General features: G+C 67.8%; 10 protein-coding genes and 1 tRNA gene. 5 read left to right on the top strand and 6 right to left on the bottom strand.

The window, feature by feature from the left end; all coding sequences use genetic code 11:
• The first annotated feature begins 458 nt into the window (after nt 1-458).
• The 3 genes from QJS33_RS03940 (at nt 459) to QJS33_RS03930 (ending at nt 6,406) form a co-directional block, all read left to right on the top strand.
• Nucleotides 459-534: transfer RNA gene (locus QJS33_RS03940), tRNA-Arg, on the top strand.
• Between the two features lie 591 nt (nt 535-1,125).
• Nucleotides 1,126-2,484: a hypothetical protein gene (locus QJS33_RS03935; RefSeq protein WP_306366463.1), complete on the top strand. Its 1,359-nt coding sequence runs from the start codon at nt 1,126-1,128 to the stop codon at nt 2,482-2,484.
• Nucleotides 2,477-6,406, top strand: a complete 3,930-nt coding sequence (locus tag QJS33_RS03930; protein WP_306366462.1) for a tetratricopeptide repeat protein — start codon at nt 2,477-2,479, stop codon at nt 6,404-6,406. Before QJS33_RS03935 ends, QJS33_RS03930 begins: the two co-directional genes overlap by 8 nt.
• 279 nt (nt 6,407-6,685) lie before the next feature.
• Here the strand turns inward: QJS33_RS03930 and QJS33_RS03925 are convergent, their stop codons facing one another.
• The 4 genes from QJS33_RS03925 to QJS33_RS03910 all read right to left on the bottom strand — a co-directional run bounded on the left by QJS33_RS03925 (nt 6,686) and on the right by QJS33_RS03910 (nt 11,601).
• Nucleotides 6,686-8,161: a site-specific integrase gene (locus tag QJS33_RS03925; RefSeq protein WP_306366461.1), complete on the bottom strand. Its 1,476-nt coding sequence runs from the start codon at nt 8,159-8,161 to the stop codon at nt 6,686-6,688.
• Nucleotides 8,158-8,517, bottom strand: a complete 360-nt coding sequence (locus tag QJS33_RS03920) for an AlpA family transcriptional regulator (RefSeq protein WP_306366460.1) — start codon at nt 8,515-8,517, stop codon at nt 8,158-8,160. Before QJS33_RS03920 ends, QJS33_RS03925 begins: the two co-directional genes overlap by 4 nt.
• Before the next feature lie 1,781 nt (nt 8,518-10,298).
• Complete coding sequence (locus QJS33_RS03915; protein WP_306366459.1) at nt 10,299-10,814, bottom strand: hypothetical protein; 516 nt, start codon at nt 10,812-10,814, stop codon at nt 10,299-10,301.
• A 193-nt stretch (nt 10,815-11,007) separates the two neighbouring features.
• Nucleotides 11,008-11,601: an ATP-binding protein gene (locus QJS33_RS03910; RefSeq protein ID WP_306366458.1), complete on the bottom strand. Its 594-nt coding sequence runs from the start codon at nt 11,599-11,601 to the stop codon at nt 11,008-11,010.
• Nucleotides 11,602-11,871: 270 nt separating this feature from the next.
• Here QJS33_RS03910 and QJS33_RS03905 point away from each other — a divergent pair, with 270 nt between their 5' ends.
• The gene (locus QJS33_RS03905; protein WP_306366457.1) at nt 11,872-12,747 is read left to right on the top strand and encodes a helix-turn-helix transcriptional regulator; all 876 of its coding nucleotides are present in this window, start codon (nt 11,872-11,874) and stop codon (nt 12,745-12,747) included.
• Between the two features lie 5 nt (nt 12,748-12,752).
• Entirely contained in the window at nt 12,753-12,947 is a 195-nt protein-coding gene (locus QJS33_RS03900; RefSeq protein ID WP_306366456.1) for a DUF397 domain-containing protein, read from the top strand.
• 12 nt (nt 12,948-12,959) lie between these two features.
• On the opposite strand, the gene QJS33_RS03895 is transcribed toward QJS33_RS03900, so the two are convergent.
• Together QJS33_RS03895 and QJS33_RS03890 are read right to left on the bottom strand one after the other, a co-directional pair.
• The gene (locus tag QJS33_RS03895) at nt 12,960-14,099 is read right to left on the bottom strand and encodes a lanthionine synthetase C family protein (RefSeq protein WP_306366455.1); all 1,140 of its coding nucleotides are present in this window, start codon (nt 14,097-14,099) and stop codon (nt 12,960-12,962) included.
• Nucleotides 14,086-16,722: a lantibiotic dehydratase gene (locus QJS33_RS03890; protein WP_306366454.1), complete on the bottom strand. Its 2,637-nt coding sequence runs from the start codon at nt 16,720-16,722 to the stop codon at nt 14,086-14,088. The genes QJS33_RS03895 and QJS33_RS03890 overlap by 14 nt, the downstream gene beginning before the upstream one ends.
• Between the last annotated feature and the right edge of the window lie 194 nt (nt 16,723-16,916).

Raw genomic sequence — 16,916 nt, 5'->3', positions numbered from 1 at the left:
GGTAGCGACTCCCCGGCCTGACACGCTCCACTTAACTACAGAGAGTGATATTACATATACACAGAGTAACTAACCACAGAAGGCGCCCCATGTACGTCCTGACCTGGATGGCCGTCCTCATCGGCCAATGGTGGTACTTCTGACCCCGAGCGACCAGGAGTTCACGAAACACCCGCGGGGCTGCGGCACACCCGGAGTTAATCACCGGTAACGTGGTGCACGAGGCCCATAGCGACCGATTTGACGGAACACGCGTGGTAACGAGCGTCAACCACAGATCGCCATAGTTGGAGAAGCTTTGCCCGCCCGTGGGCGAGATCTTCCAAATACCCTAGAATGTCTGCCCGGGACACCACGGCACGGGCCAACCGCCCGACCGCAGGCCACCCGAGAGCCACCCCGACCCCCCGGGTCACGACGTGGTCACGACCCGCGACCGCGGGCCACAATTGAACCGAGCACCCGTAGCTCAGTGGATAGAGCACCGGACTTCTAATCCGATGGCCGCAGGTTCGAATCCTGCCGGGTGCACCACAAAACCCCAGGTCAAACGGGGTGCGCAAGTCGAACAGACGAGGCGCGCGGCCCGCCTGGGGCCGGAAAATGCTCCGTGTGTGCTCCCCAGTGCAAGGTCCCGTACAAGATGGACCCCGCCTCCCGGAGCATTTTGCCATCCCGTGACCCTGGGCGGCCCCGTCCCTGGACGCCCCATGTCCCCCACCAGTGCGCCGTCACTAGAGGGCGAACGCGGCCCTGTACCGCGTTGTCCGCCCCCAGCGCCCCCACCCGCCCCGACGCCCGCGCGGGCCCCCTGTACGCCGCATGACCCCACAGGCCGCATACGGCCGTTTCAGCCGAAACCCCTTACCCTACCGGGCTTCACGCGCCACAATCAGGCATGAACACTCCGATGCGCACCACAGCCACACGCTCGCTCGGCCACTGCCTACCAACTCCTGCGCGACAGGCAGGCACAACACCGCACCAGCGGGCCGCACCCTATGCCACCAAGGCGAATGAACCCGACACACCGCACAGGACGAGAGCACTGAGCACCGGCATCCCGCACGGCCACACCCAGACCGGCGCTCACCACCGCCCCACGACACCAGAAGGAACTCACGCGTGCAGCGTTCACCAGTCAATGACGTCGTGATCGTGGTCCCGGGAATCCTCGGCAGCCGCCTGGCCCTCAACGGCAAGGACGTCTGGGCACTCTCAGGACCGGCACTGGCCCGGGGGATCACGACGTTCCTACGATCGGTGCCGCAGCTGACCCTGCCGACAGACATCGGCGACGACCACCCCGGCGACGGAGTGGTCGCGACCGGCCTGATGCAGGACCTGCACCTGCTGCCCCATGTGGGACCCGGTGTGGACGGCTACCAAAACCTCTTCCAATGGCTGCAGCGGGACTTCACCCTCCAGCCCGCCACCGACGAGACTCCCGGCAACCTGGTGGCCTTTCCCTACGATTGGCGGCTGTCCATCCGCTACAACGCCCGCGCGCTCAAACGCACAGCGCAGCTGGCGCTGGAACGCTGGCGCGGCCACCACCCCGGCAACCGCGACGCCCAGGTGGTGTTCCTGTGCCACTCGATGGGCGGACTGATCGCCCACTACAGCCTCAACAACCTGCCCGACCCGATCCCCATCCGCTCGGTCATCACCCTGGGCACCCCCTTCCAGGGCTCGTTCAACGCACTCACCAACCTGGTGAACGGCAAGCTGCTGCCCGGCCTGACCACCGTGGCGCGCTCGCTCCCCTCGCTACACCAGCTCACCCCCGCCTACCGGTGCCTCCTCCGAGGCGGGGAGCGCGTGGACGCGCGCACCGTCGACCTGCCCGGCCTCGACCCGAACCTGATGCGGGACGCCGCCCGCCTGCACCAGGAGCTCCGGGCCGGCAACGTCTCCTACACCCACCACGCGATCGTCGGCCAGAAACAACCCACGGCGGTCACCGGACACGTGGAGGGGCAGAAGCTGACAGCCTCCCGGACCATCGATGGGGACGTTCCGGCCGGGGACGGAACGGTGGCCCGCTTCGCGGCCCGCCCCGACGGCTCCACTGCCACGGAGATCGGCCATGTGGAAAAGCACGGGTCGCTGCAGAACCGCAGATCGGTGCGCGACCAGATCTGGACGTGCCTGACCGCCAGGGACAAAAGCTATCGAGGTGAAAGCCGCAACGACCTGGGGGTGGACGCCCCGGAGCTGCTCACACCTGGCACACCCTTGGCTGTGCAGGCCCGCGGCCAGCACGAGGACCTGCGTGTGGACGCCACCCTCACCCCGGCAGGCGAGAACGCAGACGACAGCGCACCGCGCCCGCTACGCAACCTGGGAGACGGCCGCTACAGCGCCACCTTCCACGACCTGGCCCCCGGCGCCTACCGGCTACGGGTCGGAGTGCGCTTCGACCGCGACTCAGCCGTCACCCACCTGCTGCTGGTCACCGACCCGGAGGCTGCCCATGCCTGACCAGGCACTGCCCGAGGCCAAGTCCCTGCTGGCCTTCGGCGTGGGAACCTACGCATCCGCCGCCTACGACACGCTGCCCACGGCGATCCCCCAGGTGGAGAAACTCGCCGAGCTGCTCAACGGCTCGGGCTACGCCGAAGCCGTGGTCACCGATCCCGCCAGTGCCGACGATGTGGAGGACGCCTGTACACGGTGGGCGGCCCGGTGGCGCAGCGAGCGCGACCGCGGGCCCGCCGTACTCGTGTGGTCGGGGCACGCGGCCCGCGGGCCACGGCTCATCCTGACCGGCACCACCACAGCGGGCACACCGCGCCAGGTCCACCTCTCAGCCTTGACCGAATACCTCACCGCCCGCACCGACGCGGCCGAAGACACCGTCCCTGTCCCCTACCAGCGGCTCGTGATCATCGACACCTGCTACTCCGGTGACGGTGTCACCGCCCAGATCCACCAGGAGATGGAGCGCCTGAAGGAGACCTCCCAGCCGGAGGGCGCCCCCCACTCCTGGCTGGGCTACGTCGCCAGCTGCTGGCCCCAAGAGCGCGCCGAGGGCGAGGGCGCACTGATCAACACCATCAACCACCTGCTCGAACACGGTCTGGAACCTGATTCGGAGCACTACAGCATCGCCTGGTCCACCAACAACCCGGTCCTCACCGGCAACGACCTGCTGGACGCGGTCGGCCGCGCCTGGCGCGGACCAGCCGACAACACACCGGTGCCCGTCACGGCCGGAACCGCCGGCCCCATGTTCCACAACCCCCGCTGGGAACCCCCGCGCCCCCGCCTGATCGACGACCACCTGGCCGAGGCCGCCCGCTCGGGCGGGAGCATCGCTACCGACGAGTGGTTCTTCACTGGTCGCCGGGCTGTGCTGGAGCAGATCACCGACTGGATGGCCGACCCCACGCCCGGATTGTGCCTGGTCACTGGACCAGCGGGGAGCGGTAAATCCGCCGTGGCCGGACACCTCGCGGCGTTGTCCAACCCCGACACCCGCGCACAGGTGAGGGCCACCCCCGGCTGGGACACCGAGTCCCCCGACCCCGGCGAGGGATCGGTGTACACGACGTTGCACCTACGCGGACTGGACGCAAACGGGATCGCACAAAAGCTGGCGAAGGCCCTCGGAGTACCAGCTCCGAAAACCTCCGGCGGCCTCGTCGAGGAGATCGAGAAGACACCGCGCGAAAGCGCCCCCCTCGTTATCCTCGACGGTCTGGACGAAGCGCTCTCCAACGACCCCGGTAAGGACCTGGTCAGCGGGCTCATCCAGCCGCTATCCGGAGCGCTACGGGTGCTGCTCACCTCGCGTCCGATGAACATCCCCGTGCAGAACACCGGCGAAGACGGGCAGACACAGCACACCTACCGGCGCCTGCGGGGCCTGCTCGCCCAGCAGGGAGTGTCCGAGCGTCCGCTGCTCTGCGTGGACCTGGCCGAGCAGCAGTCGACCGGTGCAGACATCCGCCAGTACCTCATCCGCCGACTGAGCCGCATCGACACGGCCACCGCAGAACAGGTCCACGCTGTAGCCGACACGCTGGTCGCTCCCGCCAACGAGGACGACGGCGGGTTTCTGTTCGCCCGTATCACGGTCGACTGGCTCTCCCGCAGAACTCCCTCCCAGTGGGCGGACCGCCTGCCCGCTACGGTCACGGAGGCGTTCGACGCCGATATCTCCACGCTGGCGAGTGATCCAGTGCCGCGGGAGCTGCTAGAAGCTCTCGCCTGGGGCCAGGGGCGGGGTGTACCCGTGGACATCTGGTGCGCGATCACCTCCACGCTCCATCCCGGCCAGGCGTATGGGCGTGCAGACATAGAGCGCTGCCTGGTCCTGTTCCGCCGCTACATAATCGAGGACGGCGATGGGGAACAGCCCATCTACCGTCTCTTCCACCTGGAGTTCGTCCAGCACCTGCGCCGGATGACCCCTTCCACTAACGGGCGGCCTCCGGAAGAGGCCATCGCCGCAAAACTGGCCGACCTCGCCCGGGAGATCCTGGATGCGGCCGGAGAGGATTCTCCCGATGCGCTTCCCCAGTACTTGTGGGCACACCTGGTCGAACACACACAGGAAGCCGGTTATCGAGGTGTTTCCGTGCTGCATGAGCTCGCGGAACATTACCCACAGACTTTCCTTCTCGACCTGGCCATGGTGCTGAACAATCTCGCCGTTTTCTTGGTGCGGGTGGGGCGGCACGAGGAAGCACTCACCCACGCCCACGAAGCAGCCAATCTCTACCGCACCCTCGCCGAACAGACCCCAGCCGCACACCTGCCCGAACTCGCCGAATCACTAAACAACCTCGCCAGCCAACTGGCAGCAGTGGGACAGCACAAGGAAGCGCTCACCCACGCCCGCGAAGCAGCCGACCTCTACCGCACTCTCACCGAACAGACCCCAGCCGCACACCTGCCCGAACTCGCCATCGCGCTGGACACCCTCGCCAGTCAACTGGCAGCAGTGGGACAGCACAAGGAAGCGCTCACCCACGCCCGCCTATCCGTCACCATCCGCCGCACCCTCGCCGAACAGACCCCAGCCGCACACCTGCCCAGCCTCGCCGGATCACTAAACAATCTCGCCAACCGACTGGCCGAGGTGGGGCGGCACGAGGAAGCACTCACCCACGCCCACGAATCCGTCACCATCCGCCGCACCCTCACCGAACAGACCCCAGCCGCACACCTGCCCGAACTCGCCATGGGGCTGAACAATCTCGCCAACCATCTGGCCGAGGTGGGGCGGCACGAGGAAGCACTCACCCACATCCACGAATCCGTCACCATCCGCCGCACCCTCGCCGAACAAGACCCCACCACATATCTGCCCAACCTCGCCGGATCACTGAAGACCCTCGCCGTTCTCCTGGCGAAATTGGGACAACACGAAGAAGCTCTCACCTCCTACGATTCAGTGATCCAGCAGTTCTCCGTTACTCCTCAATGGGGTCACCTGCTCCGCTTCGACAAAGCTAGTTTCTGTTTTTCCTATGGCGATGATGACACAGGGTTGGGGGAACTTCTGTCCCTCGCTGCCGAGGAGACGCTGACTTCGGCTTCTGTGCAATCTCGCCAGTTCCTACGAGGTCCAGCCCGTCCCGCTATCCAAAATGCGCTCGGTGATCAAGAACCCCTCTGGATGCAGATCACCGCCCAGGTAAAAGCAACGGTCCTCAACTGGGTTGGCGCCCCTACATGGAGCGACTCGCAACTTCACTTGGAAAATAACAAACAAGGCCTATTCGAACCGCCCGTCCGAGAGTACCTACGGGAAATGGCCACAGATTTCGCCCAGGCAAATCTGTACATCACAATCCTGGACATGTCACGAAAGTTGGGGATCGAGAATGCCTACCTCACACTCTCTCTCCACGAACACCTGACAAAGTGGCGAAGCACTCCTGACTGGGAAGCATCCGAGCAGTACCTGACTACCCACGCTGATCTCCTCCTGCGTCCGGAGTCCCTGGTTGGCCTCCACTCACAGAGCAAGAGCTCTCCAGCAGAATCGGGCGAGATCTCCGTGCACATTGCGATTCTCACAATCTCCCGTTCGCAATCGATCAACGAGGCTTTCAGGATCATCCATGACGCAGACTTCACCAGGGAACAAGCAGAAGCGGCAGTACGTGCAGGAGACCCCATCTATCTGCACGCAGCCGCTGTCCTTGCAGGTGCTATCCATCACGATTCGATGGCCATGTTCCTCTACCTGGCGCTGTCACAGTCCCTCGCCGACACCACCGAGGAGAACGAGCAAGTTCGCGAAAAGCTCCGTACTTTCGCCCATGAGGCTGATAAAAGCACCCGTGAGCACGCCATCGCCCTGGTCACCGAGGCCATTACCGTGCACCCCGCCAAAGCCCCGCAGCTCGTGAAGCTGCTGACAGCTATCCCCAACCCGGAACACGAATAAGGCCGAATGTCCACATGCACCTGGGCAGACACCGCCAGCACCAGAAGAAAAATACCCTCAAGAAATACACCGCCACCCGATCCCCGACACCCAAACCAACAAACAGGTCCTGCGCCGCTGATCGGGCAAATTGCCCTAGGGATAATCCGCCCAGGGGACCTTTGATCCGATGGCCCACCGGCACCGCCAACGGCGAAGCCCCAGGCCGAGCGGGGTGAACCCGCCACACGGCCCGGGGCTCGGGGCGCTGAATCGCTCCTGGTGTGCTCCCCCGTCCCGCTACCCGACCGACACCGGCTCCCCGCGCAACAGCGCGGCGGTCGCCTCGGCCGCCGCCTTGGCCACGTCGGGATACACCGACTGGTACGTGTCCTGGGTGAAGTGCGTGGTCGCGTGGCCCAACTCGGCCGAGACCACCCTCACGTCCGTGCCCGCCGCCAGCGCGAGCGAGGCCGCCCCGTGGCGGAGCCCGTGCAAGGTGATGGGCGGGAGCCCTGCGGCTTTGGCGATGCGGCAGAACCAGTCACTGACCTGCCCCGGATGCCACCCCGACCCGTCCTGACGGGTGAACACCAACCCGCTGTTCACCCAGGAGGCACCGGCCACAAGCCGTTGTTCGTTCTGGAGCCTTTTCCACCCCCGCAGGATTTTGACGGTGTCGGTGTCCAGGGTGATGGTGCGCTGGCCCGCGGCGCTCTTGGGGGTGGAGGTGATGGTCTCCCACGCGAGTTGGACGATCTGGACGCGGATGTCGATCTGGCCGTCCACCAGCCGGGTGTTCGCCCACGGGAGCCCGACCGCCTCGCCCCGGCGCAGGCCCTTGACGGCGATGAGGTGGAACATCGGGAACAGCCACGTGTACCTCTTCGCATGGGTCAGGAAGGTGCGGGTCTGCTCGGGGGTCCAGACCATCACCTCACCCGGCACCGTGCCGTCCTTCTCCCACTGGCGCACCCGGTCGGAGGTCCACACCAGGGGCCGCTTCCTCGGGCAGGACGGCAGGCGCACGTGCGAGGCGATGTTCACCGTGATGGACAGGTCCGGTGAGCGGACCGCGTCCGACAACGCGCTGTGCAGCGTGGCCCGGATCCGGTGCTTGGTCGACAACGAGATCACCCGCCGCCCCCGCACCGACCTCCTCACCTCCGGATCCTCGGAGTCGCGGCACTCCAGGACGTGCACATTGGCCTCCTCCACCGCCGCGAACATCGCCTCCACATGCCGGGCCTGCAACCGATCCACACGAACCTTCCCCAAATGAGGCGTGAGGTATTTGCGGATGTGCCCGTCATAGGAAGCCCGGGTCCCCTCCGCGAGATCGGGTTTCCCGTCCAACCATTCCCTCAACCACAGCCCCACCAGTGGAGGCTCCCGACGTGCATCCACACCAGCGCCGATGCGTTTACGGACCTCCTCCACCTCCGGCAGAGGCCGGCGGCCCTTGAGCGCGATCTGGATCAGGTCCGCGACCTGGACTTCAAGCTCCTGCTCACCTTCTCCCAGGACCAGCAGCGCCTTCACGTGGTCGAGCTGGCACCGGGCCTCCTCCTGCGAGGCCAGACCGCCCCTGCGCGCCTGGCGACGCTTGCCCTCAACCGTGCGGGGCAGTTCGAGCTGGAACCACCAGTTCCCGTGCCGGGGGTTCCACGCCCCGTCCTCCCGCCGCAACCGCGGGCACTTCACCCCCAGCGCCCGGCCGCTGTTCTCGCTCCGGCACCCGCACCGTTTGAACACCGACCCCTCATACGCGGTCATCGATGCCCCCACCCTTCTTCCGTGGTGTTCATACGCGCACCGCACCCGCACCCGCCAGCAGAGGTGGTGGGGGTGTTCAGGCCGAGGTAGACCAGCAGCCCGACAGTCGGCACCACCCACGCCCTTCCCACCCTCCGGACCGGGACCGGGAAGGCCTCCTCGCGGAGCAGCCGGTAGACGGTGCTGCGGCCCAGGCCGAGCAACCGCCCCGCCTGAACGGGACCCAACACCACCGTCAGCGCCCCAACCTCGGTCAGTGCGACCGGAGCATCCCGCTTCACCACACCCACCTCCCCACCACCTCTGAACTGCGCGAACACGGCACACGACCCCGCCGATGGCGGGGCACCACGCATCCACGCTCGACCTCGCCGAGGTGGTCAAGCGGATTCGACGGATTGCCTATCCGATGGGCGGAGAACCTCGCCCCTGTGTCCGCTTGGTAGGGATTCGCACCATTGCCGCCACACGCCCCTCCGGCACGGGAACCGGGGCTGGCCGGAGCGGGGCCGCCAAACCGCCCGACCGCCCCGGGCGACGCGCCCTGGGGCAATGGGCCGGACACGGCCGGTAGGGCCGACACCGGGGCGCTGGTGGCCCCACACGCCCCAGGCCAGGGCCCCAGGCACGGCGGCACCGGAGTCCCCGCGCAGGGCCACAGACGGCCCCTGCCCGTAGAGCCGTTCTCTGGCCGGAGCTGTGAGGCCAGGTGGAGGTGGTCGGGTCTCGTCATCGGCGGGCCTCTTCCCCGTATCGTCATCTCTCCCTGATGAACCCCGATGAAGACGCCCCCGCAGCAAATGCGACACCCGCCCAGCGATCTGCCCAGGCCAGGCTGCTCCTTCTCCTCCCCGCACCGCCCCTTCCGCTCTCGAAGACCCTCACGAGTCGGTGCCGATGCCGGGGCATCCACCACGCGACGCCGAACCATCTCCGCACCCGAACCGCCTCACCCGACGCACCGCCCCGTTACCCATGTCGATACAGGTGAGCAGAGAAAGGAAAAGCAGAAATGAAGGAGGGCGGGGTGCAGCGAAAGTGGCAGAAAGGGGGGTTTCCGGGAGGCCGCAGGGCGGGCGACGCCTCCCGCCCTGCGGGGGCACCGCCCGCCCCCCACGTGAAGAGGACTACCCACCGGGTATGAGTCTGGGCGGGCGTTGGACCATCTGAGTAGCCCCTGACCTGCAAGGATGGTCGCGCAAGGGGGATCCAGGAGCGCGGACCGCCCGTTGGACCCCTTGTTGGACCACCTGTTGGACCCCTTCTCACGTCGCTCTCACTCGGGGGTTCACCCCCAGGACCACCCCGAATCCTCAGGTACAGGAGGGACGGACAAGGCCACGACGCAGGGGTGAGGTGTGGGAAGACATCAGGCACGGACGAATCGAGGCGGGAGGGTCTGCTCCCGGTGATCGAGGCGGACCCGCCCGCCCTACACGGGAAGGGACCCCCCGCGTCTTCCATGCGACATCGAGCGAGAAGCCCTCGCGCAACGAGCTCGCGTCCGCCAGGAGCAGCACCCGGGCGCGCGAACGAGGTGGCGGCCGGCACACCGCCTCGTGTGTGCATCAACCACCTCGCTCTGGCACGCCAGCGCCCCGGACCGGGTTTTTGAAGCGTTTCCGAGCATGTCTTTTCAAGAGACCAGAGAAAGGGAATGCGAAGCGCTGGGGAGAGCAGCAGGAGGAGAAGACGACCACACGGCAGGGCACCACCGGGCGGGCGGTCCGGGGCCCGCCAGGCCCGGGGCCGCGCCGCCCTACGTGAAGAGGAACTACCCACCTGGGTATGTGTCTGGGTTGCGAAAGGCCCACCCGGAGCGGCTTTGAACTGCACTGATAACGCGGATGGGGTGGGCCTTTCTAATGGGCCCACGCACGGGCGGAGTCACAGGCGGAGTCACAGGCCCCCGGACAGGCGGAGTCACAGGCCCATCAAGGGCCCACCCCCCACCAGCACCCCCTGGAGACCTCCAGGGGCGCCTCTCGGCCGCCTCGAAGGCCCGAGAAAGCGCCTGGAGAATTCTCTTCGCAGCCATTGATCGAGAAATACATGCCACCCTCGGAGTGCCGCAGAAAAACGCCCGGGGGCGCCTCCTCCCGCAGGAGAAGGCGCCCCCGGTCCGTTCAGGATTTTTTCAGCCCCGCAGTGCCAGGTAGGTGCGGATGCGGTCGGTCAGCTCTGCGAACTCGTCCTCTACCGGTTCGGGCTCCACGCCCGAAGGCGTGGCAGGGTAGTCGTCCGGTTCGGCCGGGCGCGGACGCGGAACAGCCGCGAGGTCGAGGTAGGGGCGCACCAGAGCCCCGGCGATCAGGTCAGGGTCGGCGTCCACCCGGTCCTCCGGTCCGAACGGGGCGGAACGGTCTCGGTAAGCCTGCTCCCAGCGCGCCGAGGCGGTCGAGGCCCCGGCCGCCCAAGCGTGCTGCTCGGGGAACCCGGAACGATCGGCAAGCAGGTCTCCCCGCCTGGCGGCGGTGGTGGTGGCCTGGGGTACAGCAGGCAGTGCGCGCGGGACCCGGCGGGGCAACCGGGGCAGGTGGGGGTCGAAGAGCGCGGCCAGGGCGGTGGCCAGCAGCGCGGCGGTCAGCGCCCACACGCGCCCGGCCATGCTCTGGCAGGGCCGCCGGTGACGGCCAGCTGTAGGATCGTGCATGGTCTCTTCCTGGTGGTCTCAGGTGGTGATCGCGCCCCGGTCCGGTGTTGGAGCACCGGTCGGGGCACCTGTGTTTTTCAGTTGCAGAGGTGGCCTCTAGTGCGGGTGTCATTGGCCCCGCAGGGCTGCGCTTCCCGCATCTTTGAGCACCTCACGGGGACATCGCCCCTGTTCCTGGGGGCCTTGGCTCTTCTCAGGCGGCCTGGGTCCACCGGTTGCCGGTGAGGTCGTAGGCGAGGAAGAACCACACCTGGCGATGGTCGGCGATCCCGTTGTCGCCCCAGGTGGTGGACAGCGCGTCGACCAAGGCGAGGCCGCGCCCCGATTCGGCGTCGGGGTCCAGTCCCGCCGGGTCAGCGACCAGGTGTTCGTGTCGCCCCTCCGGGGTGGTGCGCCCGTCCGGGTGGCCCTGGTCGGTGCAGGTCAGGTGCATTCCCGCACGGCGGCGCTCGCAGCGCAGCGTGAAGGTCCCGAACGGCCGCCCCGACAGCGAGTGGGTCAGCGCGTTTGAGGCCAGCTCGCTTCCCAGGAGCGTGAACAGGTACCGGTAATCGGCGTCGCGGTGGGCTGCGCAGGTGTTGAGGAAGGCGCGCACCAGTGGCAGGAGTTCGAGGCTGGACCCGAACTCGTAGCGGCGCGTGGCGTAGGCGGCCCGGTCGGGGTCGTGGTGGAAGTAGTGCCGGACCCTGGCAGGGACCACGTCCCACAACGGCAAGGTGACCTGCGGCAGCGACGGAAGGTCTGCGGCGCTCGGGTCGCGGGAGCGTACGGCGCTCATGAGGACCATGGCGCGATTCCTTTCTCAGAGGAGAACGTTCGGGTTGACCCCTCAGGGGTCGGCCAACACAAGCGGTGGGCAACCCGGCATCTGCCCCCAACAGCGGGAGCGATCCGGCGGGTGCGGTCGCCGCACGACCAGCATGCATGACTTCATTACGTTCAGCAATATTTTCACAGAGAAAAATTTACGCACAGGAACTATGGCATCCTGAGGCCAAGCCCTCCCGCGGCCCCGACCAGAGGACCGTCTCCGCGATCACGACCACCAGGAGCCTTTGTGCCCGACGAACCGTCTCTGCGCCAACGCTGGCTGGGAACCCGCCTGGAAGCCCTGCGCCGCGAAGCGGGCTTCTCCCTCCAGGAGGCCTCGCGCACGGCCCAGCGGTCGACCGCGTCTCTCAGCCGCATCGAGAACGGTGTCGTCGCCCTCCCCGCGCGCGACGTGCGCCCCCTGCTCGACGCCTACGGGGTGGAGGACCGCGACGTCCGAGAGACCCTGATCGCCGTCGCGGGCGAAGTGGAAGCCGAACGCAGGGGCTGGTGGGTCGAACACAGCGACACCCTGTCCCCCTCCTACCTCGACCTGCTCCGCCTGGAGGCGACGGCGTCGGAGGTGCGCACCTACGAGACCAGCGTGATCCCGGGCCTGTTGCAGCACGAGGACTACGCCAGGCGCGCCGTGGCCCTCACCAGCAGCACGGAGTTGAGCGAGGAGGCCTTGGAGCGGTTCATCGCGGTGCGCCGGCAGAGGCAGCGGATCCTCCACCGAGAGGAGGAGCCGACCGCTCTGCACGCGGTCATTCACGAAGCCGCACTCCATCAGACGTTGGACGCTCCCGAGGTGCTGGCCGAACAGTTGGTCCTGTTGCGGGAGCTGATGTCCCGCCCTCTGATCACCGTGCAGGTCCTTCCCCTGTCAGTTCCCCACCCAGCCCTGGCCGGGGCGTTCACGCTGGTGGAGACACACAGGCTGACCTGGGTGCATGTGGAGTTGCAGACCAGCGACGTCTACTTGGAGGCGCCGCAAAGCGTCGGCCCCTACATCGACTGCTTCAAGGCCCTCTCCGAACGGGCGCTCTCGCCGACCGAGTCCGTCAAGGCGATCAACGCCAGGCTTGACGCCCTGACGCCCACCGGCTCTACCGCAGAATGAAGATCATGAACAGCACACTCCGTTCTTCCTGGTACAAGAGCAGCTACAGCACGGCGCAGTCGAACTGTGTCGAGGTGGCCGAGAGCACGACGGGGAATGCTGTACGGGACTCCCAGCACCCTGAACTCGGACATCTGGACTTCCCCGTCGAGGAGTGGTTCGGGCTGCTCGCCCCGCTCAAGCAGCGAGTGAACCGGTAGCCCCTACCGCGTTCAGACGAGGAGCAGGCAGCGGTCCCAGGCCAGGGCCGATGCTCTGCCCGCCAGCGCCATGGTGGTCCCCTCCTTTCCTTCCAGCAGCCCCGATTCCCGGTGCGGGAACGGGGCCGCGGCGTGTTCGCGTACGGCCGGTAGATGCCGTTCCAACCGCTGCTCTGGTCGAACTGAGGGCTGGTCTTCGGACATGCGGCGAAGGACTTGGAGCAGTCCGGCGGGGCCGTGGCACAGGCCGCCGTCGGTGAAGTGGTTCGCGAGGCGGGGGTCGGACAGGCAGGTGTCCATGGCCTGTTCGGCGTGGAGGCGGCGAGGGGTGTCCCCAAGGGCCAGGGCGGCGAGCTGCCGGGCTCGGGCGATGCCCGGAGTGCCGTAACACCAAGAGGGCGGACCTGGCCTGGTGAGCGGTGCGGGGTGGCCGTTGGAGACCCATCCAGGCCACCAGGTGCGCTCTCCGTCGTGGTGCTCGTTTTCGTCCAGCGCGGCGCACAGCCGCTCCAGCGCTTCGGTGTGTCCGTCGACGGTGCGTCCGTCTCGGTGGGTGAGGGCGAGGAAGCCCAATACTCCGCTGATGCCGTGGGCCAGGCCCAGGTTGGCGTGCCCCTCGGGAAAGTCCGGGTCCGGGTGTGCCTGGGGTCCGTGGTGGGCCCACCATCCGGGTCGTTCGTGGTGCTCGTGGCGGATCGGGCGGGTGAGCCGCACCAGGTAGCGCAGAAGGTCATCAAGAAGGTCGCCGTCAGGGTCGATGCTGTGGAGGGCGACGCCGATGCCGGTGAGTCCGGTGATGAGGTCGTACTCGGTGAAGGAGGTGAGGCGTCCGTCCTCGATGCGCCGAGTCGCGGCCGCCAGGCAGTGGCGGGTGAGGGCGACCAGGTACTCGCGGACGGTGGTGCGGGCGCTGCGGTAATCCTCGGGAGGGGTCAGGGAGAGGACGAAGGCGACCGCGGGCAGCCCGTGGAACAGGGTGTTTCGGCCTGCGGGGTCGACGGGCCCGTCGGCCAGCGCCGCGCGCAGGAGAGTGTGCACGGTTTCGGATGGGGAGGCGGTGGCCAGGTACAGCAGGGCCGTTCCCAGCGTTCCGCCGTTCAGGGACAGCGGCGACGTGTCCGTGGCGGTGAGGGTGCTGTCAGGTGCGGTCATCGTCGGAGGGCTCCAGGTGGCGGCGCGCCAGGGCGAGGGATCGGGTGAGGGCGAGCAGGTCGTGTTCGTCATCGCGGTCGGGGCCGTGGGCACGGTTGTGGTGCATGTGCCACAGGGACGACACAACCCGAAGCGGGTGATCCAACCGCTTTCGGTAGGCGGCCAGGACGTGGTCGCGTTCACCCCAAGTGGCAGTGACCGGAGCGGGTAGGTCTTCGGGGTGGGTGAGCAGGTGTCGAGCGATGGCCAGGGGCGCGCGGTCCACGGGGTTTCGGGGGCGGGGCAGGGCAGCGACGGTCCATTTGGTGTCGGCACCCATGGCGTCGGCGATGCGCAGCAGGGACAGGGCCGCCAAGGCTCGACCCTGGAAAGGGTCGCCGTACATGGTGTGGTGTTGCGCGATGACTGCGCGGCTGTCGTGGACGAAGGCGTTCTCGGCGACCTTCATGACGGGGCCGTGGCCGTAGCGGTCGTGTTCGGGGCGGTAGCTGTGCAGGGCCAGGTCGTGGAGCAGTCCGACGCTGCTCAGGTCGTGGCCCCAGGAGGTAACGGCCTGGTGGAGGGCGGTGTGGCCGGTGGAATGCAGGCGGAGTCGTAGATGCGGGCCGTGGTGGTCGCGGTAGCGCACGAACCAGAAGCGGAGTTCGTCCCCGGTGCGGTGTTCCAGAGCGGGGAGTTCGGCCAGGATCTGGGGGAACAGGGACGGGTCGGCGTACAGGTGCGCGGAAACCCATGCGTTTCCGGTGACCTCGCGTTCTACTGCGGTGCGGACGGTGACGGCGACCGGGGGTCGTGTGGGTGGTGTGGTGGCGCCGATGGGGAGGACGAGTTCGTGTGCGTGCCCGTCACACCAGGCGAAGTCCTCGGGGGACGGTGTCTCGGTGAGGATCACGTGGCCGTGTCGGTAGAGGTGAGTGTCCACGAGGGAGCGGTGGGCGGCGTCTTCCAGATCCAAGGGCAGGTGGCGTTCGCCTTCGACCAGTGCCGCGTAACGGGGTAGCGGCAGGTGGGCACGGGTGCGGGCGGTCGACCAGGTGGCGGGGGTCAGGCGCCAGCGGGCCGGCGCCAGGACGGTGCGGCCAGCGCGGAGCCGGGGCAGGAACGGCAGCCGACGCAGCGGTTCGGGCCAGGGGTCGCAGGTCAAATAGAGCGCAGTGCGGGCGCGCGGTAGTTCGGTGACGAACCGGGCCAACGGGTGGGTGTAACCCAGGACGTTCAACGCGGTGGGGTGGAACGGCTCCAGCACCCGCCCGGTGGGGGTGTGGATCAGCCGCAGGTGATCCGGGTCGATCTGCACGGCAAGGTCGCCCGGGTGGAGGACCTCGGTGTCGGGGCCGGTGGGCGGGTGGGTGTCGATGGCCAGCACGGTGGGGGCGAGGACGGGTGTCCTGCACAGGTGGGCGGCGGTATCGGCCATGGGCGGGGCGAGCACCTGGACCGGGAGAGCACCTTGGGTGAGGGTGGGCAGGTCAGGGCCGGTGACAGTGGTGGCCATGCCGTCGAGGTGGGCGAAGCGTCCGGTGAGGGTGCCCGCCCCTTTGGAAATACCGGTGACCCGCAGCCGATAGCGGCCATGATCCACGTCGGCCGGTGAGGCGGCGGCCAGGTGAGCACGGATCTCGGCGTGGGCGGGGACGGCTTTCGGTGTGCGCGCCATCAGGTGCGCCCAGGTCGGGTCGTCCAAGTCCAGTTCAGTTTGACCGTGGAGTGCGGCGGTGGCCGCGGCTTCCACAAGCGCAGTGTCGAGTTTCCCGGGCGTCGGAGGTGGCGCGGGCACGCGCGTATGCCGGTAGGAAGAGGGGTAGCCCAGGCCCGTCGGGCCGGTCAGAGTGAGCAGGTCGACCCGGGCGTTCTGGCCGTAGGTCTCCAGACAGCGCCGGTGGTAGTCGACCCAGGCGGGCGGGCCTTCGGGATGTGGAGACAGCCGGGCGGCAACGGCGGCGGCGCGGGCCGCTTCCTGTGCCACGTTCCGATGAACGGTGACGGTCGCGCGGAGCCGGACATCGACCGCCTCCGCGTCCGAGTCACCGTGAGACAAGGCGCTCTGAGGTGAAGGCGGTGCTGTCGCCGAGTCGAGGAGCAGGCGCTGGTCGAGGAGGTGCTCCACCAGAGCGGTCGTCTTCTCCTCGGGGGCATCGGGGAAGGCTGCGGCGAGTGTCTTGTGCAGGTGTGCGAGCGGGACCGGCGTGTGCGCTGTTTCCGCCAGCAGGGAGACGGCCGAGGTCAGGCGCAGTGAGACGGCAGCGGCCTGGTCAGGGGCGTTCGGGTGGGGGCGATGGTCCAGGCACAGGCGGTCCCCATGGACGCGGACGGTCTGCGCCAGCACCACGGATCGCTCCACTTCCCCACTGGCTTGCGAGAACTGGCCCTGTGTCCTCCCTGTCCCGAGCCGAGGTACCTCCCGGTGAGGTCCGTGCCAGGTCACGGAGGTCTCAGTTCCCAAGGTGAGAGGGGCGACTCCGGCGAACAGCCCGAACGGTGTCGCCCGGCAGTGGACACGCAGCAGGTACCGCACCACCGTGAAGGCGGTGCGCCGTACCCGCGCCTCCTCTAGCTCATCGGGGGCGGCCATGCGTTGCACGGCTGCGTCCAGGGAGGGACTGGCGATGCGCAGCGCCCTCATCAGTTCGCGGTCGTCGCCGAGGCCGGTGATCCAGGTGCGCAGCTCGGTCGGTGACCCGGTGGCAGGGTCGGGGTAGGCAGGAAGACGGGTCCGCAGTCGAGTCGCTGCACGTAGGGAGGGGGTGATCGTAGCGAGAGGGGCGTACACGGTGCTCCGTTCCACGTCATCGGAAGCGAACGTGGGGCGCGCCCCAC

It is taken from the genome of Nocardiopsis sp. CC223A, assembly GCF_030766825.1.
In the GTDB taxonomy this organism is placed as follows: domain Bacteria; phylum Actinomycetota; class Actinomycetes; order Streptosporangiales; family Streptosporangiaceae; genus Nocardiopsis.
The sequence above is the reverse complement of the archived record's forward strand: the minus strand, read 5'-3'. Positions and strand labels throughout refer to the sequence as shown.

What these genes read in the sequence shown, in the direction of transcription:
- QJS33_RS03895 (WP_306366455.1), bottom strand. Translation starts at nt 14,099, where the DNA reads ATGACCGCACCTGACAGCACCCTCACCGCCACGGACACGTCGCCGCTG.
- QJS33_RS03920 (WP_306366460.1), bottom strand. Translation starts at nt 8,517, where the DNA reads ATGCGTGGTGCCCCGCCATCGGCGGGGTCGTGTGCCGTGTTCGCGCAG.
- QJS33_RS03930 (WP_306366462.1), top strand. Translation starts at nt 2,477, where the DNA reads ATGCCTGACCAGGCACTGCCCGAGGCCAAGTCCCTGCTGGCCTTCGGC.
- QJS33_RS03910 (WP_306366458.1), bottom strand. Translation starts at nt 11,601, where the DNA reads ATGGTCCTCATGAGCGCCGTACGCTCCCGCGACCCGAGCGCCGCAGAC.
- QJS33_RS03900 (WP_306366456.1), top strand. Translation starts at nt 12,753, where the DNA reads ATGAACAGCACACTCCGTTCTTCCTGGTACAAGAGCAGCTACAGCACG.
- QJS33_RS03915 (WP_306366459.1), bottom strand. Translation starts at nt 10,814, where the DNA reads ATGCACGATCCTACAGCTGGCCGTCACCGGCGGCCCTGCCAGAGCATG.
- QJS33_RS03890 (WP_306366454.1), bottom strand. Translation starts at nt 16,722, where the DNA reads ATGAGGGCGCTGCGCATCGCCAGTCCCTCCCTGGACGCAGCCGTGCAA.
- QJS33_RS03925 (WP_306366461.1), bottom strand. Translation starts at nt 8,161, where the DNA reads ATGACCGCGTATGAGGGGTCGGTGTTCAAACGGTGCGGGTGCCGGAGC.